General features: G+C 59.1%; 15 protein-coding genes. 10 read left to right on the forward strand and 5 right to left on the reverse strand.

The features are described from left to right. Positions 1–296 precede the first annotated feature (296 nt). A complete protein-coding gene (locus CMN27_RS12860; RefSeq protein WP_293627009.1) occupies positions 297–1583 on the reverse strand; it encodes an acetyl-CoA C-acetyltransferase in 1287 nt (428 codons plus the stop codon). A gap of 290 nt (positions 1584–1873) precedes the next feature. On the opposite strand from CMN27_RS12860, the gene groES reads away from it, so the two are divergent. The 4 genes from groES to CMN27_RS12880 all read left to right on the forward strand — a co-directional run bounded on the left by groES (position 1874) and on the right by CMN27_RS12880 (position 8021). Next, the gene (gene groES / locus CMN27_RS12865) at positions 1874–2161 is read left to right on the forward strand and encodes a co-chaperone GroES (RefSeq protein ID WP_006913560.1); all 288 of its coding nucleotides are present in this window, start codon (positions 1874–1876) and stop codon (positions 2159–2161) included. Between the two features lie 53 nt (positions 2162–2214). Then, positions 2215–3864: a chaperonin GroEL gene (gene groL / locus CMN27_RS12870; RefSeq protein ID WP_293627010.1), complete on the forward strand. Its 1650-nt coding sequence runs from the start codon at positions 2215–2217 to the stop codon at positions 3862–3864. A gap of 365 nt (positions 3865–4229) precedes the next feature. Further along, complete coding sequence (glnE, locus tag CMN27_RS12875; RefSeq protein WP_293627011.1) at positions 4230–6995, forward strand: bifunctional [glutamate--ammonia ligase]-adenylyl-L-tyrosine phosphorylase/[glutamate--ammonia-ligase] adenylyltransferase; 2766 nt, start codon at positions 4230–4232, stop codon at positions 6993–6995. 66 nt (positions 6996–7061) lie between these two features. Next, positions 7062–8021, forward strand: a complete 960-nt coding sequence (locus CMN27_RS12880; protein ID WP_293627013.1) for a glycosyltransferase family A protein — start codon at positions 7062–7064, stop codon at positions 8019–8021. Between the two features lie 131 nt (positions 8022–8152). Here CMN27_RS12880 and CMN27_RS12885 read toward each other — a convergent pair whose 3' ends face one another. Together CMN27_RS12885 and CMN27_RS12890 are read right to left on the reverse strand one after the other, a co-directional pair. Then, positions 8153–9244, reverse strand: coding sequence for a glycosyltransferase family 2 protein (locus tag CMN27_RS12885; RefSeq protein WP_293627015.1), 1092 nt, complete (start codon positions 9242–9244; stop codon positions 8153–8155). 78 nt (positions 9245–9322) lie between these two features. Beyond that, positions 9323–10573, reverse strand: a complete 1251-nt coding sequence (locus tag CMN27_RS12890; RefSeq protein ID WP_293627017.1) for a glycosyltransferase — start codon at positions 10571–10573, stop codon at positions 9323–9325. 630 nt (positions 10574–11203) lie between these two features. On the opposite strand from CMN27_RS12890, the gene CMN27_RS12895 reads away from it, so the two are divergent. Then, positions 11204–12178 (forward strand): UDP-glucuronic acid decarboxylase family protein, encoded by a 975-nt coding sequence (locus tag CMN27_RS12895; protein ID WP_293627019.1) that lies wholly within the window; start codon positions 11204–11206, stop codon positions 12176–12178. A 243-nt stretch (positions 12179–12421) separates the two neighbouring features. Here CMN27_RS12895 and CMN27_RS12900 read toward each other — a convergent pair whose 3' ends face one another. After that, positions 12422–13246, reverse strand: a complete 825-nt coding sequence (locus CMN27_RS12900; RefSeq protein ID WP_293627021.1) for a sulfotransferase family 2 domain-containing protein — start codon at positions 13244–13246, stop codon at positions 12422–12424. 611 nt (positions 13247–13857) lie between these two features. On the opposite strand from CMN27_RS12900, the gene CMN27_RS12905 reads away from it, so the two are divergent. After that, on the forward strand, positions 13858–14826 hold the full coding sequence (locus CMN27_RS12905; protein ID WP_293627023.1) for a glycosyltransferase family 2 protein: 969 nt from the start codon (positions 13858–13860) through the stop codon (positions 14824–14826). A 30-nt stretch (positions 14827–14856) separates the two neighbouring features. Continuing rightward, positions 14857–16095: a glycosyltransferase family 4 protein gene (locus CMN27_RS12910; RefSeq protein ID WP_293627025.1), complete on the forward strand. Its 1239-nt coding sequence runs from the start codon at positions 14857–14859 to the stop codon at positions 16093–16095. Here the strand turns inward: CMN27_RS12910 and asnB are convergent. Continuing rightward, positions 16092–18005, reverse strand: coding sequence for an asparagine synthase (glutamine-hydrolyzing) (asnB, locus tag CMN27_RS12915; RefSeq protein WP_293627027.1), 1914 nt, complete (start codon positions 18003–18005; stop codon positions 16092–16094). The two genes, CMN27_RS12910 and asnB, sit on opposite strands and share 4 nt — an antisense overlap. 176 nt (positions 18006–18181) lie before the next feature. Between asnB and CMN27_RS12920 the strand changes: the two genes are divergently transcribed. From CMN27_RS12920 to CMN27_RS12930, 3 genes are all read left to right on the forward strand, one after another. Beyond that, entirely contained in the window at positions 18182–19393 is a 1212-nt protein-coding gene (locus CMN27_RS12920; protein ID WP_293627029.1) for a glycosyltransferase family 4 protein, read from the forward strand. A gap of 11 nt (positions 19394–19404) precedes the next feature. Beyond that, a complete protein-coding gene (locus CMN27_RS12925; protein ID WP_293627031.1) occupies positions 19405–20238 on the forward strand; it encodes a sulfotransferase in 834 nt (277 codons plus the stop codon). A gap of 141 nt (positions 20239–20379) precedes the next feature. Continuing rightward, positions 20380–21516 (forward strand): glycosyltransferase family 4 protein, encoded by a 1137-nt coding sequence (locus tag CMN27_RS12930; protein ID WP_293627033.1) that lies wholly within the window; start codon positions 20380–20382, stop codon positions 21514–21516.

Below are 21516 nucleotides of genomic sequence, written 5' to 3' on the forward strand. Positions count from 1 at the left end.
GCAGCCGGAGATAAAGCGGGTCATCGTCTGGCTATCCTTCATTGTTCCCCCTGTGGTGTTGCCACGCATGGCGATCACAAGCGCCGTTACAGGCTTCGTGAGCGTCTTGCACTATTCGTGCCGAGTCTTGTTATAGGTAGGGCCGGCATCGTTTTGGGATCGTGCCAGCTTGATCGCGTACTGTCCCGTATCCATTCGGCGCAGACAAGTACCGGGCGCCCAAAAAAAAGACGGGCTCGAAAGCCCGTCTTTAATTCAGTGCAGGAGCGGGGCGCGCTGATCGCGCGCCCGTACTGCTAGGGCTTTTCCAGAATCGCGGTTACGCCCTGACCGCCGGCCGCACAGATCGAGATCAGGCCGCGCCCGCCACCGTTCTCGTCGAGAATCTTGGCCAGGGTGGCCACGATACGGGTGCCGGTGGCAGCAAACGGATGGCCGAGTGCGACCGAGGAACCCTTGACGTTGAGTTTGCTGGTATCGATCGAGCCCAGCGGCGTGTCGCGTCCCAGACGCTCCTTGCAGTATTTCTTGGATTCCCACGCCTTGAGCGTGCACAGAACCTGTGCAGCAAAGGCTTCGTGAATTTCGTAGAAATCGAAGTCCTGCAGGGTCAGCCCGGCGGCGTCGAGCATGTCGGCCACGGCATAGGTGGGCGACATCAGCAGGCCTTCGCCGCCGTCGACGAAGTCCACGGCCGCGGTGCGCGAATAGGGCGTGAAGAACGCCTGCACCGGCAGGCCGTTGGCCTCGGCATACTCTTCGCTGCACAGAAACACCGAAGACGCGCCGTCGGTCAGCGGCGTGGAGTTGGCCGCGGTGAGCGTGCCGTTTTCCTTGTCGAAGGCCGGCTTGAGGTTGGCCAGCTTCTCCACGCTGGTATCCGGGCGCAGGTTGTTGTCGCGTTCCACGCCAAGATAGGGGAAGACCAGGTCGTCGTAGAAGCCGTCGACGTAGGCCTGGGCCGCCGCCTTGTGGCTGGCCACGGCCAATTCATCCTGGGCCTTGCGCGAGATCTTCCATTCCTTGGCCATGAGCTCGCAGTGCTCGCCCATGGACAGGCCGGTGCGCGGCTCGGACACGCCGGGGAAGTTCGGCACCAGATGGCGCGGGCGCAGTTTGGCCAGCAGCTTGGCGCGTTCGCCGCCGGTCTTGGCGCGGTTGACGTCGAGCAGGATCTTGCGCAGATCCTCGTTGATGGCGATCGGGGCATCGGAGGTGGTGTCCACGCCGCCGGCGATGCCGCAATCGATCTGGCCCATGGCGATCTTGTTGGCGATCAGCAGGGTGGCCTCGAGACTGGTGCCGCAGGCCTGCTGTACGTCGAAGGCGGGCGTATGCGGATCGAGATCGGTACCGAGAACCGCTTCACGCGTCAGGTTGAAGTCGCGTGCGTGCTTGAGCACGGCGCCGCCGGCGACTTCGCCGATCTTCTTGCCGGCGAGTTTGTATTTTTCGGACAGCGCCTTGAGCGAGGCGGTCAGCAGGTCCTGATTGGACTGATGCGAATATTTGGTGTTCGAGCGGCAGAACGGAATACGGGCACCGCCGACGATGGCGACCCGGCGTGGCATGTTCTCGGCCATTGATCCCTCCAGTTTCGCCAGCGTCGTGCCGGCGAGGTGATTGACGGTCACAAGATAATTGCTGCAGTGCAAAGTGACAAGAAGCCCTTTCAAATCCGGCCTCGATCGGGTCGCTGCGTGGACCGCCGGAAATAAAAAAATAGAGGCGCGCTCTTGAAAGGCGATCCCACGGCCGCATCAATGGCCGTGATTGAGATCGTCAATGGTGGCGGTTTCTCCCGGCGGCCGAAAACGGCACGTCGGCATGAAGTTTTTTGATCAACAACCTACGTTTCGAGGAGAAGGGTGGCATGAATATCCGTCCTTTACATGACCGTGTCGTCATCAAGCGGCTCGAGGAAGAGCAGAAGACGGCCGGGGGTATCGTCATTCCCGATACGGCGGCCGAGAAGCCCCAGCGCGGCGAAGTGGTCGCGGTTGGCAACGGCAAGCCGCTGGACAACGGTGAAACGCGCAAGCCGGAAGTCAAGGTCGGCGATAAGGTCATGTTCGGCAAGTTCTCGGGCACCGAAATCAAGGTCGACGGTGACGAAGTCGTCGTGATGCGCGAAGACGACATCCTGGCGGTGCTGGGCTAAGCCCACCGCTTACGTCCACCGTTTACGAACACAGTATTTAGGGGAAGCTAGCAATGGCAGCTAAAGAAGTACGTTTTGGCGAAGACGCACGCTCGCGTCTGGTACGCGGCGTCAACACGCTCGCGAACGCCGTCAAGGTGACGCTGGGCCCGAAGGGCCGCAACGTCGTGCTCGACAAGAGCTTCGGCGCGCCGACGATCACCAAGGACGGTGTCTCGGTCGCCAAGGAAATCGAACTGGACGACAAGTTCGAGAACATGGGCGTGCAGATGGTCAAGGAAGTCGCTTCCAAGACCTCCGACATCGCCGGTGACGGCACCACCACCGCCACGGTCCTGGCCCAGGCCATCGTCCGTGAAGGCGTGAAGGCCGTGTCCGCGGGCATGAACCCGATGGACCTCAAGCGCGGTATCGACAAGGCCGTGGACGCGGCGGTCAAGGAATTGGCCAACCTGTCCAAGCCCTGCGACGACGAGAAGGCGATCGCCCAGGTCGGCTCCATCTCGGCCAACTCCGATGAAGACATCGGCAAGATCATCGCCGATGCGATGAACAAGGTCGGCAAGGAAGGCGTGATCACGGTCGAGGAAGGCTCCGGCCTGTCCAACGAGCTGGACGTCGTCGAAGGCATGCAGTTCGACCGCGGCTATCTCTCGCCGTATTTCGTCACTGATAACCAGACGATGCAGGCCGAGCTGGATAACCCCTACATCCTGCTCCACGACAAGAAGATCTCCAACATCCGCGACATGCTGCCGCTGCTGGAGAACGTCGCCAAGGCCAACCGGCCGCTGATGATCATCTCCGAAGACGTCGAGGGCGAAGCCCTGGCGACGCTGGTGGTCAACAACATGCGCGGCATCGTCAAGGTCGCCGCCGTCAAGGCGCCTGGTTTCGGCGATCGTCGCAAGGCGATGCTCGAAGACATGGCCGTGCTCACCGGCGGTACCGTGATCTCGGAAGATCTCGGCATGAGCCTCGAGAAGGCCACGCTGGATGATCTGGGCGAAGCCAAGAAGGTGCAGATTTCGAAAGAGAACACCACCATCATCGATGGCTCGGGTTCCAACAACGATATCGAAGCCCGTATCAAGCAGATCCGTGCGCAGATCGAGGAAAGCTCCTCGGACTACGACAAGGAGAAGCTGCAGGAACGCGTGGCCAAGCTCGCCGGCGGTGTGGCACTGATCAAGGTCGGTGCGGCCACCGAAGTCGAGATGAAAGAGAAGAAGGCGCGTGTCGAAGACGCCCTGCACGCCACGCGTGCAGCCGTCGAAGAAGGCATCGTGCCCGGCGGCGGCGTGGCCCTGCTGCGTACGCTCAAGGCGATTGAACAGGCCAAGGGCGACAACCCGGATCAGGAAGCGGGCATCCGCATCCTGCGTCGCGCGGTCGAAGAACCCCTGCGCCAGATCGTCTACAACAGCGGCGCCGAGCCGTCCGTGGTCGTCAACGAAGTGCTTTCCAAGGAAGGCAACTACGGCTACAACGCCGCCACCGGCGAATACGGCGACATGGTTGCCATGGGTATTCTCGACCCGACCAAGGTCAGCCGTACCGCGCTGCAGAACGCCGCTTCCATCGCCAGCCTCATGCTGACGACCGAAGCCGCCGTGACCGACGTCCCCGAGGACGACGACAAGGGCGGTGCCCCCGATATGGGTGGCATGGGTGGCATGGGCGGAATGGGCGGCATGATGTAAATCATGCGGTCCACGCCCGGGATGCCTATCCCTGCGTGAACGAAGAGCCCCGCCTCGTGCGGGGCTTTTTTTTGCCCATAAGTCAGTGGAAGACGGTTCGGCGCAAAGCGTGAGCGCCGAACCGTGACATATACATAATCGCGATGCCGCCGGCTATCGCCACGCAATGTCGGCACCCTAGGCGAATCCCGTGCCCATACGCTCGATGATTTAAGCGCGCTGATTGCCCGGTTCGGTTGGCGGCAGCTGCTATCACGAGCGCGCGACGTGTCGGGCTCGGCGCGTCGTCGCCACAGGAAAGGCTGGCACAATGGGACAACAGCGCTACCATGCGGGCTGTCGACGGCCTAATCGGAGCGTTTTAAGTGCCTCAACCCGAAAAAGATACGCGTGTTCGCCAGTGGAGTCGTTTTCTCGACGCCTGGTGTGCACACAATCCGGAGCGCTTGGCAGCTCTATCGGAAGAAGGGCAATTAAGTCGTTCTGACACGGCGTTGGTTGGTGTGCCGCCGGAGCCCGCGCCCACACCCGCGTTCGAGGCCGCATTGCGAAGCTATCGTAATGAAACGATGGCGGTAATTGCCTGGCGTGATCTGGCCGGGGTCGACGCGCTGGAAACAACGCTCGCTGCCCTGTCGACATTGGCCGATCGGTGTATCGAAGCGGCACTGGCCGCGGCCGAGCAGGCCGTGCATGAGCGCCACGGCGTGTTGCGTGATACCGACGCTCATGCGCAGCGGCTTATCGTCATCGGCATGGGCAAGCTGGGCGGCGGCGAGCTCAATTTCTCGTCGGATATCGATTTGATATTCGGCTATCGCGCCGTGGGTGAGTCTGATGGCGATAAGCCGTTGGATGCCGAGGGCTATACCAAACGTGTTGCACGACGGTTGGTTCAAGTCCTTAGCGAATCCACTGCTGATGGGTTCGTGTATCGGGTCGATACCCGGCTGCGCCCGTTCGGCGACGCGGGCGCGCTGACGGCCAGTATCACGGCGATGGAAAATTATTATCAGGCGCATGGACGCGAATGGGAACGTTATGCCTGGGTTAAGGCACGCCCCGTCGCAGGGGATATCGAGGGCGGTCGACGTCTGATCAGCGCGCTGCGCCCATTCGTATATCGGCGCTATCTCGATTACGGCACCTTTGAGTCCATTCGCGATATGAAGGCGCTGATCGATCGCCAAGTCATTAAAGCCGAGCTACAGAACAACATCAAACTTGGCAGCGGCGGCATTCGTGAAATCGAATTCATCGTTCAGGCATTCCAGCTGATCCGCGGCGGCCAGGAGCCGTCACTGCAGGATACGCGTCTGCTTCCCACGCTCGCGCGCCTCGCCAGCGACGGTCATCTGCCGTCGCACCGGGCACAGGAGCTGGAACGGGCGTACCGCTTTCTGCGGCGCGCCGAAAATCGGTTGCAGATGGTTGACGATCGACAAACGCATGACCTGCCGGAAGAGAACGACGAGCGGGCAGCATTGGCCGAATCCTTGGGTTTTGACAACTGGGAGGCGTTTAGCCTCGCAATGCGCGACACGCGGGATGGGGTCCATCAGGCTTTCGAGCAGGTATTCGTATCGCCCCAGGCCGACGACAGTGCGAACGATCGAGAAACCCAGCGCCTGAGCGCCTTCTGGGACGGCGAACTCGATGAGTCTGACGCGAAAACCTTGCTTGGCGAATACGGTATCGAAGACGTATCGGCTGTGCGGGAGGCGCTGGCCGACATCCAGGGCCAGAGCCTTTACCGTGGGCTGGAGGATCGTGGTCGACGCTGGATTGCCCGCCTGATACCGCTGCTTTTCGGGGCCGCTGCAAGAGCCGACAATCCCGACCGCGCGTTGACCCGCACGATTAGCGTGCTCGCAGCAATCGTCGGACGTAGTACGTACATGGCCCTGTTAGTGGAACATCCGGCGGCGCTGTCGACGTTGATGCGCCTGTGCTCCGCGAGCGAATGGATCACCAGCCGCATTCGTGCCCAACCGGCGCTGCTGGATAGTCTGCTCGACCCGCGCCAGCTATATCGGCCACCGCGGCGCGCGCAGCTGACGGCCGATCTGGACGCCGACATGGCCGCGATCGATGCCGATGACCTTGAGCTGCGCATGGATACGCTGCGTCGCTTCAAGCAGAGCGCGACATTGCGTATCGCCGCAGCCGACGTCAGCAACTCTATGCCGTTGATGATCGTCTCCGATCATCTCACCGAACTTGCCGAGCTCGTACTCGATGTTGCGCTTGAAATGGCGTGGCATCAAATGATCAAGCGCTATGGCACGCCGCAGGATGAGAACGGCAATCGCGCGCCCTTTGCGGTGATTGCCTATGGCAAGCTCGGCGGATTGGAACTCGGTTATACGTCGGATCTCGATCTCGTATTCGTCTATAGCGGCAAGATCGACGCGATGACGGATGGCGATCGCAGCCTCACCTATCAAGCGTTTTTCACCCGGTTGGCACAGCGCCTGATTCATGTGCTCAGTACGCAGACCGCGGCTGGACGCGTCTACGAGATCGATATGCGACTACGCCCGAGCGGCAAGGCCGGCATGATGGTTTCGCATATCGATGCCTTCGAGCGCTACCAGCAGGAACAAGCCTGGACCTGGGAGCACCAGGCCCTGGTCAGGGCGCGGCCGGTCAGTGGCCATGCAGACCTGGCTGCGCGTTTTGACGAAATTCGGCGGGCCGTTTTGGCAAAGCGCCGCGATATCACTGAGCTTGCGCGCGACGTGTGCGACATGCGCGATCGGATGCGTCACGTCAAGGACGAAAGCCGAGATGGCCGACTCGACGTCAAACAGATGCCTGGCGGACTGATCGACATCGAGTTTTTGGCGCAGTTCGTCGCACTTGCTCATGGTGCCGAGCGTGCCGAACTTCTGCTGTTCACTGATGCCATTCGGATTCTGGAAACACTCGAGTCGGCCGGCATGGCTGACTACGACGACATCAAGACGCTAACCGACGCCTATCGGCGTTACCGTCGTATTATCCATGCGCAGTCGCTGCAGCGGCAACGCGCAATGATTGTGGTTGATGAATTGCCGGATGAGCGCGAGCGAGTAATGGACATTTGGCAGGGGTGGCTCTCAATACATAAGAACAATTTCACGACTTAATCGCGTTGCGTCGTTTGCTCTGAAATGAGTGTCGGCATTCTTGTGTGGACATGAAATCGTTTAAAAATGCCAAAATATCCTGTTAAGCTTTCGATCGTAATACCGTTTTCCAACGCGGAACGTACGCTCGAACGTACCCTGAAAAGTATCCTATTTGCTGATTCAGCCGGTGTTGATTTCGAGGTCATTGGAATTAACGACGGAAGTACGGATAAGTCTTCCGAAATTTTCGGAAATTACGAGCGTCGGGACGAGCGTCTTACGTTGGTCCACTGCCCTAACAGAGGGCCAGGTTATGCCCGGAACCGAGGTATCGTTGAATCCCACGGCGAGTACCTGTTTTTCATCGATGCTGATGACGAACTCACAAAGAACTTCTTCGCGGTTCTCTATATGCATTTGTGTTCGCGCGACATCGATATGCTGCTTTTTTCGCAAGAAATAATATTAAACGAAAGAGAGCCTTTAGAACCAGCCGCAATCGATTATTACTTAAGAAGAACAACGTGGGTTCAATGTGCACCCACCGCAAAGATGCTTCCGCAACTCGTAAGTGTCGGCGGCTGCTCGGTGCAGGTGTCAGGCTATGTCACGTCGCGCGAGCTTTGGAGCGAAAATGCGCTGTGGTTTCCAGAGTTCTATTACGAGGATGAGGTGCCGTTTCTCATGCTCTTATGGTATAGCCGGCGATCCACGTGCATCAGCGACCAACTAGTTCGCCACCACGTAACTGCGGGCTCCATAACCAGGCGTGACGTGTCCAAGCGTCATATTGAGGGTGTTCTAGCAAACGCATCTGAGTTTTCTCGCATGAGAGCAAGCTTTGCTAAGTCCGAGAAGACCTATGCCGGCCTCTTTCAACGATATTGCGACCGGCGCGTCATAATATTGATGTCTAAATATTTTGATTTATGCCGCAGCAACAGGATAAAAGTCTCGCGCAAGTCGTTGATAAATATTTTAAAGAAGAATTTACTGAGGCGGCGCGTCTACAAGCTCTATTATCGCGAAATGAGGAAAGTGTAGGGCCGGGCGGCTGGCAATTAATATTGCTTACGCGATCGTTTGCGTATTGAAGTTCTAGCAGTGAAGGTCGAGGATGGCAGCTTAGGGCGATAGAGTTAAAAATCTTGCCAAGGCATATCGCTTCCCGAGCTTCAGTAACGCGCGCCGCGTCCGCGTGCTGCTCGCTGAGTGTCACGTATGCGTACGGGGTGCGCGATTGCAATACGGGTGAGTCTGGAGATAGCGAGTTCCTTGAGTACAGCAGGTAGCCCCGCGAGGCGTATTGACTTGCGGGCGGTGAAGACCCAGCAGGCAGATAGCATGTAGGAAAAAGCTGGCTCTGGATAAAGCTGGGCACTTGCGTTGCCCCGATGTAAAGCTTCTAGCCAACGGTGAGCCCAACGAAGATAATGTATGTCCATTGGTGCTCCCGTCTGATCTAGGACCGACTCCCGACTGGAAAACTTGAGTAGTCGTTCATGGCGGATCAGGTCCGCTTGATCGTGCCTCACGCCCAGTCTGCCGAGCTGCGACGACTGAATTATCTGCTGAACATTATTTTGTTCTCGTCTATGTACCGAAAGCGACTGTTCGGGGTGACGACGGTACAAGGTCAGCGGCGCTGGCAGATTGGCGAACCGTGTCGTCTTGATCATTCGAGACCACAGTTCGTAGTCTTCGGCAAACTCGAACGAGGTATCGTAGCGATAGTTTGCTATTGCGGTGCGACGCAGCATGAGTGAGCCTTGAGCTACGGCGCATTCACGCAACATCTGCCAAGCGATCGTATCCGCATTGAGCGAAAGCTTGAGTACTTTTTCGGCTAGCGGTTGCCCATCGGCCTCGATCCAGGCCATCCAGCTACCGACGCCGCCTATATCGGGATTGCGATCGAGATAATCTACCTGTCTAGCCAGTCGATCGGGCGCACAACAATCGTCGGCATCGAGGAACGCGATGTAATCGCCGTACGCTAAATCCAGACCGTGATTACGAGTGCGGGCACGCCCCAGGTTTCGTGGTTGCTCGACCAGTCGAAGGCGTTGATCCGATGCAAAGCGCTTTACGATATCGACCGTACGGTCGGTCGATGCATCGTCGATAACGAGAAGTTCGAAGTCTGTGAAGGTTTGAGCCAGAACGCTATTTACGGCTGCGGCGACGTAACGTTCGACGTTGAACGCCGGTATGAAAACGGTGACCCGCGGGCGCCGGGCAGCAAGCGATGCTGAATGGGATTGCATACTGGGAAATTTATGTTGGTGCTGGTTAGCGGAGTCTGACGCTGACGCGCGGTGAACTCGTTCGATTTCCACCTTGCCCTAGCGATCTTGGTATCGAGCGCTTCGGCTAAGAAGCGGTTCGATCATTGCTTCGTATGCGTCGACCGAGCGTGCTAGCGAGAAATAGGCGGCGCGTTTCTGAAGGGTGGCCACAGGCGGTGGTTCGGCCAGCGCCGACGCCATCGCCTTGGCGAGCGCGGCCACATCGCCCACGGGTACCAGCCGTCCGAAACGTCCGTTATCGAGAATCTCGCTGGGCCCACCTGGGCAATCTGTTGCAACGACGGGACAGCCGCAGGCCATCGCTTCGATCAGCGTATTACAAAACCCTTCAAACTCGGAGGCCACAACACATAACGCACTGCGCGCCATCCAACTATATGGGTTATCGACCCAGCCCGGCATCCGCACATCAGCTTCAAGACCATATTCCTTGATACGCGACATTAGCTGCTTGCGCTCTGGGCCTTCGCCAAGAATAACCAGCCGGGCCGTGCAATTTCGCGTGCGCAGTTGTGCAAACGCATCGATCAATACGTCGTAGCCTTTCTCCGGCGCCAGCCGGCCGGCGGCTAATATCACGGGCGGCGCTCCAGCGTTAAACCACGCATCGTCGAACGGGGCCGCGACATTTTCTGCGATTTCGTCGACCATTACGGGGTTGTATATCGTCTCAATCTCTCTTCGTGGTATGCGCAAAGTTGCGGCCATATCGTCGGCCGCAGAGCGGGAAACCGTCACGACCCGATCGGCTTTTGGATACAGCCGTCGCATCACGTCCAAACGTTGCTGTGCGCGGCGATAGGATCGTTCAACGGTACGCGCAGCTTCCACGGCAGGCGATATAACGCTGTGCTCGATAATTACAGTCGCCACCGCGTGCTTCGCCACGCCGGCTGCCCAAACGGCAAGCAACGGCACATGGCCATGCGCGCTGAGCAATACGTCGGGCCGAGTGGACTCCAATTGATCAACTAGGGCAACGAAGCGATGTAGCGCGATCGAACGCTCGGTAATTCCAAGAGCGCCTTTTAGATGCTCCCAGCCCTCCGTCGGCCAGCGCGTGAGCAACTTGGGATAGCCGCTCCAGCGTGATCGGCGACTTAGTTCGCGAATCACGATCGTGTCAGGTACCCGTGATAGATAATCGCCTACGCGATGTTCAAGCCATAGCTCGACTCGGTGACCGCGTTGGGCAAGCTCACGCATTAGCACGAGCGTAGTGTGCTCCTGGCCCCCCGCACGAAATGCCGGGAGGAAAAACGCGATATGACGTTTGTTAATCGGCATGGTTGTAGGCGATTAATACGGCTGACGGTTATGGTTTTGCGATCTGGACTTGTCTTGAATGCCCATGCTTAGGCGATAACCACGTACTCTCGATTGCTCGGCCGCGCTTACAGAACGCACCCAGGCCGCCCGAATTCTGCTAGCCATTATGATATTGAACTTTATGGCCAATGGCGATTCCCAGGCTCCATGCGTGTCATCGTTGAAAAAGTAACTATAGCTGGAAGCTGAATTAATCGATGCTCTCAGTCAGTTTGCATGTGCACTGCTGAACCGACCTAATCGGTGCAAGCGCCGCGACAGATCTAGGCCGTATCGAACAGCGTGGCCGAATTACAGAATTCCCCAAACTTCTAAGTGGGCGCTGCGGCACGCGTGTGTACCCTTCTGCCGTACACGGAGCGATCCCAGAAGCCTAGTGGACTCGAACATTATCAGTCGGGCGGTGCTACGGGCATGTGCGTAGCATTCCTGCTTCCAGCTTCCCAGGGCGATGAGGGGCGCCGAGGCGGGAAACGGTTGCCTGGTTAATCAGCACGCTTAGCCGCTACACTAGGCGCCTTGCGCGATAGGATCGTCGGGCCATAGCGACTGGCCCTCATCGCTATGACACGTACTACTGGATTGACTATGAAGGATTTGCTCAGAAAACGAGTGTTGGTTACCGGTGGCGCCGGCTTCGTGGGCTCGCACCTATGCGATCGACTGCTCGAGCAAGGGCACGATGTGATCTGCGTCGATAATTTCTTTACGGGGCGCAAGGCGAATATTGCACACCTCGCCGGCGATCCCTTCTTCGAAGTTATTCGCCATGATGTCTGCCTGCCGCTTTACGTAGAAGTGGACGAAATCTACAACCTGGCGTGCCCCGCTTCGCCCGTGCATTACCAGCACGATCCAGTACAGACGACGAAAACGAGCGTGCACGGTGCGATAAACATGCTCGGGCTAGCCAAACGCACGGGCGCTCGTATCCTGCAGGCGTCGACCAGCGAGGTATATGGTGATCCCGAAATTCATCCGCAGCCGGAGTCCTACTGGGGACGCGTCAACCCGATAGGTCGGCGATCCTGCTACGACGAGGGTAAGCGGTGCGCTGAAACGCTGTTCTTCGATTACCGCCGGCAGTACGGCTTACCGATCAAGGTCGCGCGTATATTCAATACATATGGCCCCCGCATGCATCCCCAGGATGGGCGCGTGGTGTCCAATTTCATCATGCAGGCGCTCTCGGCCGAGCCGATCACGCTCTATGGCAACGGCCAGCAAACGCGCTCGTTTTGCTACGTAGACGACCTCGTTGATGGCCTCATTCGGCTTATGGCGTCTCCAGACGAGGTCACTGGCCCGATAAATCTTGGGAATCCGAACGAATTTACGATTCGTGAATTGGCCGAACGAGTGATCGCGCAGACCAGCTCTGAATCGGAAATTTGTTTCGAGCCGCTGCCTGAGGACGACCCACGGCAACGCCAGCCGGACGTAGCTCACGCTCAAAAGATATTGGGTTGGAACGCGACGACCGAACTTGCGGAGGGCCTGCCGAAAACGATCGACTATTTCCAGAGCCTGTTGGAGCAGTCGCAGTCTAAGGCCACCCTATAACAGCTAGCTTGAGGCGCGACACGTTGACTCGCACACCGCAAGCGAATAGGCGCGCGGCTTTGTAGCAATCGGCTGCAACGCCGGCGAAACAGCCGGCGTTAGCGCGCGTAATAATCGTTACAGTAGCCGCTATTAGCCGCGAAGCGGTTGGCATCAAGCCGCTCCAACGCGGACTGCCGAGCGTACGCCGCAACCGCTTAGGCGTCGGTTAGAACGCCTATCGGCTGAATGGGGGTGGCTGTTTCACCTACCGATTATCGGCAACGAGCTGCGGGCGGCGTACCGGCGACCGTATAGCGCTGGCTTATAGACCGCGTGGTGATAAAGCTTGTAGCTGGCGTAACGAACATTGTAAGCCGGCCAGGACGCTTCCGCTGGCGGCGTCGTCTTTGCCGGATCTATGCCCATGCGTTCGAGCTGCCTCGGGTAAACGACGTCACGAGCGTGGCGGTACAGCTCTATATCGAGCTCGTTAGCTTTGTGCAGCGTCTTGAGTACCTCAGGGTCCGCAAGCAGGCTATCGCGTATCTCGTTGGATTCCGCCGTGTTCCGCTGGCTCGCGCGCGGTACGAGGTTCGGCAGATCCAGCATTGGCCCCATTAAAGCGAGGGATTCATTGAATCGCTCGATCAGCCCAGTGAACGCGACATCGTTTTCGAGTCGTTCGATGGCAACATCCAGGTCTTCCTTGCCCGCTAAAGCTTGGACCTGAACATTGCGATAGCGTGGATCGAGAATCCAGCTATCGAAAGTATTCGGGCGGTACCGGCCACGCAGCACGTAATACTGGTACTCGGAGACGCATCGACGGATCGGCTCACGTAGAAACGTGTAGTACTTGAGATCCGACACCTGGTCACGCAAGTCGCTGTGCGGCGCAATCATATGGCCCGCGATGCTCTGCAACCATGGATAGACCCGCATTAGTTGCTTCAAGTGCGCAGCACTATAGACTTTGTGCTCCTTCTCCCACGGTTTGACGTCGCAATGAGCTGCGCCGAAATGCGACCTTAGGAGGTACTTGATGCTGTTGCCGGCAGTTTTTTTGATATGTATGAATGCAATCATTCGTAGTGCAGCGTTTCGTATGCTGAAAGGTTAATGATCCGCGATGTTTGATCGCCTAGATGACCGTGATTGGCTTAGCGTCCATTCGTCGCCTCACTGTCAGTATGAATGCTACCTAATTAAGAAACCGTTAGAAGCTTGGTTGCTTGGGGAGCAGATGACGCTCTATCGTGTGCGCCAGCACCAAGCGGCGGATGAGTTTGAAACGCCCTGGTGTGGGTGTTCAGATTGGTCGATCAACTCATCAGCCGCGAAAGAGCGGCGGCGGTGCGTGCGTGAGGTGTATGCCCGGCGTGATGGTATTGGGCCTAATGCGGTTCCGCTGGCGTTGAAATTGATCGCGCGTTTTCGGCTAACCCTGGTCGGTGGCGTGGCCCGTAGGTACGCAGTTCGGCGGCCACCGGGTAAAGTGGCTTTGGATTACCGATGCCCGTGCTGCGTTTTTTGGCTCTCGTTAGCGTTGTGGAGCCGTAGTTTAGGGTTCGCCGTGCCACCCAAGAGGACGCAGCCATACGCTATTATCGCGCCGCTCGGTAATCTGTATCCGGACTAAGCAATGGTACAAAAGCGACAGTGATGAGACAGCAATGGTGTGCTAAAGGGTGGCCCACGTGACGGTGGCCGAAGAAGTGGTTGTGGTGATTGCGACCGCGAATAGAGCTGATTCCTTGCGGCGCACACTGGAAAGCCTAAGCGCGCTCGATACGAGCCAGGTGCGCTGGCGTCTAATTGTTGTGAACAACGCAAGCGAAGATGATACTGCCAGTGTTCTTGCAGAATACGAGGCACGTCACCACTTGCCGCTCGTTGCTTTGTACGAGCCCCGCCGCGGGAAGTCGCGCGCTTTGAATCGGGCCCTAGAATTGATCGAGCAGGGGCTCGTGATTTTCGTCGACGACGATGTCGCGCTGTCTGAGCATTGGCTGCAAGCTTATGTTCGAGGCGCGGCTCGATGGCCTGACGTCGGGATGTTCGGTGGCCGAATCGTTCCTGTTTTTCCGGCGGATGCACCGGCGTGGATGCAAAGCGAGCGGTATGTACATCAAGCCGCCATATTCGGCGCGTACGAGCCGTTCGACCACGAGGGCATTACCGATGCATGGCCGCATGGCGCGAATGCCGGGATCCGCCGCGAGCTGATCGGTAACTCGCGATTCGATCCGCGTTTCGGGCCAGGGGGCGATTACAGTGCGATGGGTGATGAAACTGAGTTCGTGTCCCGACTTATCGAAGAGAAAGGGGCGGAAATCGTTTATCTACCGGAGGCGTGTGCGCACCACACCGTTAGGGAAGAAGAGCTCAGCCGGGCTGCTATATGGGCGCGTGCATTCAAGTGGGGGCGCACCCGCGGTCTGGTAGAAGAGGGGGATAAACAGAAGCTGCGTTTGCGTGGTGTGCCGATCAACATATGGTTGTCCGCCGCACGCGCTTTTCTACGCTTCGCCCCTTATTGTTTCGGCCCGGAAGACGGCTACCTCAAGTATGGATGGCAGTGGCAAGTACGATCAGGTCGCGTTGCGGGGTATCGTGAACTGCGTCGCAGACGTCGAGGCGAACCGAACGACGACGGCGCACGGTAAACTGGATATTGAACCCAAAATCTGAAATTGATGAGTGAATCAACCTATACCAAGCCGATGCTGCATCGCGTCAATCTGGATGCTGTCGGTGGTGTGGAAGTTTCTTTTCTGCAATACGCGTTATTTCGTCGTGCGAAGGGAACGGCCGATACGGTTATACCCGGCGAGGCGGTGCACGAACGTTTCGTCGAGGCAATCGGAGCGCCGCTCAATACCCTCTGGCGCGCGTCACTCAAGCGCGGATACGGGATCCGGCTGCCGCGTGCCTTTCGCCGATTGAGAGCGCGCCGCGCAGCGCAACTGATCCGGCCTTACCACCCTTCGGTCATTCTTGCCTGGAATCATATTGGCAACCGCGACATTGCCGATATCGCGCGTTCCACTGGCCTACCGCTCATTCACTACGAACATGGCGAGGCGTGGCGTCCACACGCACCCTATGCAGCCGATTTTTTCCGCCAGGTGAACGGCGCCATCGTGAACAGCTTCGCAGCCGAGCGCATGCTCGCATTGCGCTGGGGCTGGCAAGGCCCGGTCGAGCGGGTTTACTACAGCTGTGACGGCGTACGTGCTATCGATGCGGCGCGTGCGGCGCCGCCGAGCGATCGGCCGCTACGCATTGGCGCGGCGGCGCGCATGATCGAGCTCAAGGGGCATCGGATCGCCTTGCATACACTTAAGCTACTACGCGAGGCCCATGGTCTCGACGTGACGCTGGCCATAGCCGGCACCGGGGCCGAAGAGAATGTGCTGCATGCCGAATCCAAGCGGCTCGGCCTGGATGATGTTGTCGATTTCAAGGGCTCAGTGCCGAATATGGCGGCCTTTTACGACGAGATTGACCTGATGCTCGTACCATCGATGGTCGAACCGTTCGGGCGTACCAGCATGGAGGCCCAGGCCCGTGGTTGCCCCTTGATCGTGAGCGCGGTGGATGGCTTGCCGGAGACGCTCGAGGAGGGCAACACGGCCGCACAGGTGGTACCCGACTGGTCACTCGACGAGTACCAGAAAGAGCTTGGCGGCAACGTCGAAAGTGTCTTGCCGTGGGCATACGATCCAGCCAAGGACGAGTTGGTTCAACCGAAGGCTGTATCGCCGGATCGTCTTGCCGCTGCAGTGCAACGGCTTGTCACGGACGATAAGGCGTATCGAGAAGCCAGCCTGAGCGGGCTGCGCAACGCTAACGCCCGATTCCTGCCGGAGCTTTACGGGCCAGCGGTGGATGCCGCCGTCGCCAATCTCGTTCGAAGCGGCGAGCGGACCTAGTGCGCGCTCGCACTCGGCTCCGGTTTGAAGAAATCCTCTAGCCATGCCTGGAACATCAGGATGCACCAAAGCCGCCAATGCCAGTCATGGCTACCGGCCAGGTGGGTGTGCCATGTCCAGCGTACGAGTGCGACATCGAAATACCCCTCCCGGCGGAGGCGTTGCGGCTCCAGCAGGGCCTCGGCCCATTCACGCAGTGGGCCGCGCAGCCAGTTCGCAAGGGGCACATTAAACCCATGTTTGGGGCGTTCGACCGTTTCGCGTGGCAGATAACGATAAAGCAGCTGGCGTGACAGCCATTTGGGCTTGCCATCGCGGAACTGTTGTTCCGGCGGTAGGCTGAATGCGAATGCCGCCAGCTTTGAATCGAGAAAAGGCGCGCGTGTTTCGAGACTTGATGCCATCGCGGCACGGTCGACCTTCACCATGATGTCGTCGGGTAAATAGCAAAGCGCATCGGTGGCTTGTAGCCAGCGCTGCGGGTCTTGCGCGGCGATGGCCGGCGTATCGCGCAGAAACGCTGTGAAGACCGACGGCGCGTCGGCTACCAGCGCTCGCGGATCGTGCCAATAACTCATCGAGTTGCGGTAGAAACAGCGCAAGTCGTTGCCGGCGCGTTTCATGGCGCGCTGTTGGAGATACTTGGCGCTTTTGGCGGGGCGTGCGCGCGCTTGCGCGGTAAGCCAGGCAGCTTGACCTGCTCTGAGCACAGGCGGCGTGCGCTGATGTCGGCGCCAGCGACGCGCGATACCTTCGTATCGGTCATAGCCCGCCATCATTTCATCGCCGCCGTCGCCGGACAGGGCCACCGTGACCTGATCGCGCGCCATCCGGGAGACCAGGGTTGTAGGAATCTGAGATGGGTCGGCGAACGGTTCGTCGTATATCGCGGGCAGGCGTGGAACCGTGGCGAGCAGATCGGCTTCGGATACATACAATTCATGGTGATCGGTACCCAGCACTGTGGCGGTCTCGCGCGCCTGTTCGGCTTCGTTGAGGCCGGGTTCGTCGAAGCCGATGGTGAACGTACGCACGGGGCGGTCGGTATGTGTGCGCATCAGCGATACGATCAGCGAGGAATCGATGCCGCCCGACAGAAATGCGCCCACGGGCACGTCGGCGACCATTCGCTCGGCAATGGAATGCGACAACAAGCGTTCGAGTTCGTCAACAGCGGCGTTATCGGACCGCCTTTCGGGCTGGGCGTCAGCCAGCTTGTCGACATCGAAATAAGCGGTAGGCTCGGTGGGCTCAAGATCTGTTCCAATCCGTAACCAAGTGCCGGGCGGCAATTTTCGATAGTGGCGGAAAATGCTGCTTGGCCCGGGAATGTAGGACAAACGCATCAGCTCGGCGAGGGCGCCGCGGTCGATTTCCCCAACGAAGCGCTCGTGCCGCGCCAACGCCTTGAGTTCGGAGCCGAACAGCAGAACGCCGTCGTTTACGCCGTAATAGAGAGGCTTCTCGCCGAACCGATCACGCGCAAGATAGAGCATCCGATCACGCCGATCCCAGACTGCGATCGCGAACATGCCTTCAAATGCCGGCAGTGCCGCAGCGATGCCCCACTCCACGAATGCGGCCAGCACCACTTCGGTATCCGAACTGCCGTTGAAGTCGTGGCCACGCGCGCGCAAGTTTTCGCGCAGCCGACGAAAGTTATAGATTTCGCCATTGAATACCAGCACATACCGCCCGTCGCTTGAATGCATCGGTTGGGCACCGCGCGGCGACAGATCGACGATCGAAAGACGGCGGTGGCCAAGTGCAACGTGCGGCGCGTCGCTATCGATCCAGCTGCCGCGATCATCAGGGCCCCGGTGCGACAGGGCATCGCGCATGCGATCAATATTGCGTTCGTGCGCTTGTGCGTCGGGGACGCGCTGTAGAATGCCGGTAATGCCGCACATGCGTGGCCTCGCCGATTGTAGAAGGGCGTGTTGGAACACGGCAGGCGCAAACCGGCCGCAACCGAGTAGGATACTCGCCAAAGCCAGCCCGCGACATCTACACTACGCGACCTTTATCCATTTGTTTGCGGCGCGCTGAGCGGATGCCCGGCCTTATATCTCCGGATCTTTGTTGAATGAAAATCGTGCATCGGATAAATCTCGATGTTGCCGGCGGCGTCGAGAACCAGTTTCTGGCGTTCTTGCAGCACCCGCTCGCAAAAGCGCCCGTTCGCCACGATCTGATTTATGCCAGCGGCATCGTGGCTTCGCTGGCCGATGAAATCCGGCCCCACATCGACCACGCAACGAGTTACAAGCGTTGGCGCGGGGTCAAGCTGCCGCGCCGCCCGCAGCGATTACGTGAGGCGCGGATGGCAGCGCTGGTCGAAGCAAGTGCCGCGGATGTGTTGTTGTCGTGGAGCGGCTTTGCCCGCGAGGCGCTGGTGGTCGCCGCTCGCCAAACTAAGACGCCCCTTGTTTATCGCGAGGGCGGCGGAGCTTGGTTCGAGCACGATCCCGATGCAGCCGAGCGGTTCATGAAAGAAATGCGCGGCGCAATCTGCAATACCCGCGCCTCAATGCGAATGCTACAGCTCAAATGGGGCTATTCCGGGCCGGCTAAGGTATGCATGGGTGGTATTCGGCCCTTAGTCATGGCGGCCGCGGATGGATCCGGCCGAACCGCGGCCTGCGGTGAGCGCAAACGGATTGGCGTAGCCGCGCGCCTCGCGTCGGAGAAAGGCGTATGCCTTGCCCTGCACACCTTGAAGCACCTGCGTGATGCGGGGCTGGATTGCGTGCTGGATATTGCCGGCGACGGGCCTGACCGAGCGGCACTTGAGTCCTTGGCCGAGGATCTTGCGTTGGAGGATTCGGTGCGGTTTCGCGGCCTCGTTCGTGACATGCCGGCGTTCTATCGCTCGCTGGATCTTCTGCTTCATCCTGCGCTGCAGGAGCCCCTGGGGAACGTGACCATTGAAGCCCAGGCTTTCGGAGTGCCGGTGGTTGCAACCCGGGTCGACGGTATGGCGGAAACTATTCTGGAAGATCAGACCGGACGAACCGTAGCGGCCGACCAGCCTTATAGTCGTTATCCGAAGTTTGGCGGCGCCCGCTCGGTCATGCAGTCGGCGCGGGTCTACGATCCGGATACCGACGCACTGCGCCCGGTCGATTTCGCACACCCGCAGGCGTTGGCCGATGCGGTTGCCGACATCCTGGGCGACGCCGGACGAGCACAGGCGATGTCGGCGACGGCCAGAGCGCATGCGCGCAAGACGTTCAGCTTCGATCGTTATATGGCCGGCTTTATGGACTCGATCAAAGAATACGTCGCCACCGAATAGGAGGCTTGCTCATGGCCGCATCGCAATACAGTCAGGTTGCCGCCCCCCCGATCCCCGACGATGCCTACGTCATGATCATTGGCGCCATGAAATGTGGCACGACGTCCCTTTTCGAATATCTCAAGGCGCACCCGGCGATCTGCCCGGCGATCGACAAGGAGCCGGAATACTTCAGCGACAATCAGGCCCATGGGGTGGCGGTGCCGTATTACCAGCATCTGTGGCATTTCGACGCTGGTCGGCATCGTTATGCGATGGAAGCCTCGACGGGCTATACCAAATTCCCCGAAGAGCCGGACGTGCCGCGTAAGATTCATGCATCCGGAATCCAGCCGCGTTTCATCTATATGGTGCGCGATCCGTTTCAGCGTATCGAATCGGAATACGACTTCCTCCAGCGCCTCTATCCGCAGGAACGATTCGATATCGAGAGCGATCTGCTGCTGCAGAAGAGCAATTATTATCGCCAGCTGGAGCGATTCAGAGCGTTTTTCCCGCGCGAGCACTTTCTTGTGTTGGACTTCGCCGAATTCACGGCCGACCCGCGGGCTGTGCTGATGCGTGTATACGACTTTCTCGGTCTCGACAAGCACTATTTTCCCAAGCGCTTCAAGGTGCGTAACCCGACTCAGCGTAAAGTCGGTTCTTTGGGCCGCTTGAAGCAGCGCTGGTCCGCGTTTAGAAAAGGCGCCCGACAGGCGAAACAGCGTGACTTTTCGCCCAAGGCCCGGGTGTCGCTGACGGCAGCTCAGAAATCCGAGATCCATTCGGCGCTGGCCCACGATATGCAGCGTTTCCAGCAGGAATACGGTATCGATGTCACCAAGTGGGGCTTTACCGACTAACGCGCACCGATAAGCCGAAAGGAAACCGCGCCGTCGGTAACGACGCCACGCAACGGCGTTAAGGCGCCTGTATGCCAGGCCGGTCGGATTGCCCGACACACTCCGGTATAGTGCGCCGCATCTGCTCAATCATCTCAATTCATGCGCATAGGCTTGGTCTTCAACCGATTCCGCAGCGATGGCGGCACCGAGCGCATTACGCTCAATGCCTTCCAGGCGCTCGCGCAGGACAACGTCGACTGGGTCGTGCTTGCGCGCAATTGGGGCGGGCCGGCCGAGGAAGGCATCGAGTTCGTGCGGTGCAATCCGTTTTCGATCGGACGCGCCTGGCGGCTGCTGGCATTCGTGCGCGGGGTGCGTAAAGAACTCAAACGCATACAGGTGGACTGGGTTCAGGCCCAGGTGCATATCCCGGAAGCCGATATATTTCGTGCCGATGGGGGCGCGCATGCTGAATGGATTCGCCAGCGCCGTCGCGTCGATCGAGGAGTGAGGGGCTGGTTGCGAGAGGTCGGGCCGTATCACCGCCTCAAGCAACGCATGGAACGACGGATGTATGCCAGCGATCGGTTACAGGCGGTTATCTGTAACTCCGAAATGGTCAAGGCCGATATTGAACGTCATTATCCGGATTGCCGCGCCACCCTGCACGTCATCGACTACGGCATTGATCTTGAGCACTTTGAGCGCAGCGACGCACGGGCAAACCAGGGCCGAGAGTTGCGTCGCGAACTCGGTATCGCGCAGAACGCCCCGGTATTTACCTACGTGGGGTCCGGCTTCGAACGCAAGGGGCTCGCCACGGCGATTCGCGCGCTCGCGAAGGCCACCGAAAGCGCGCATCTGATCGTGGTGGGGCGTGATAGCCGCCTTGCCGGCTACCGGCACCTGGCGGAACGTTTGGGTATTCCGACGCGGGTCCATTTCATGCAGGCGCAGTCCGATGTGCGGCCGTATCTATGGGCTGCCGATGCGCTGGTACACCCAGCGCTCTACGAAGCGTTCGGCCTGGTGATCCTCGAGGCGATGGCCGCCGGATTGCCGGTTATCGCGTCGACGCGCACCGGCGCGGCGCTGGCGCTTGTGGACGCCCCGGAGAAAGGCAGCCTGCACGACGCGCTCGATGTCGATGGCTTTGCCGGGGCGATGACGGCGATACACAATCGCGATGAAGCGGCCAGGGCGGCTGCCCGCAGCGCCTGCGAACAGGCCGCCGCGCCCTACACCATCGATCGCATGCGTTCGAATCTGCTGGCTTTCTATGCCGGCTTGCAGTAG

This window comes from Salinisphaera sp., from assembly GCF_002729955.1.
GTDB lineage: Bacteria > Pseudomonadota > Gammaproteobacteria > Nevskiales > Salinisphaeraceae > Salinisphaera.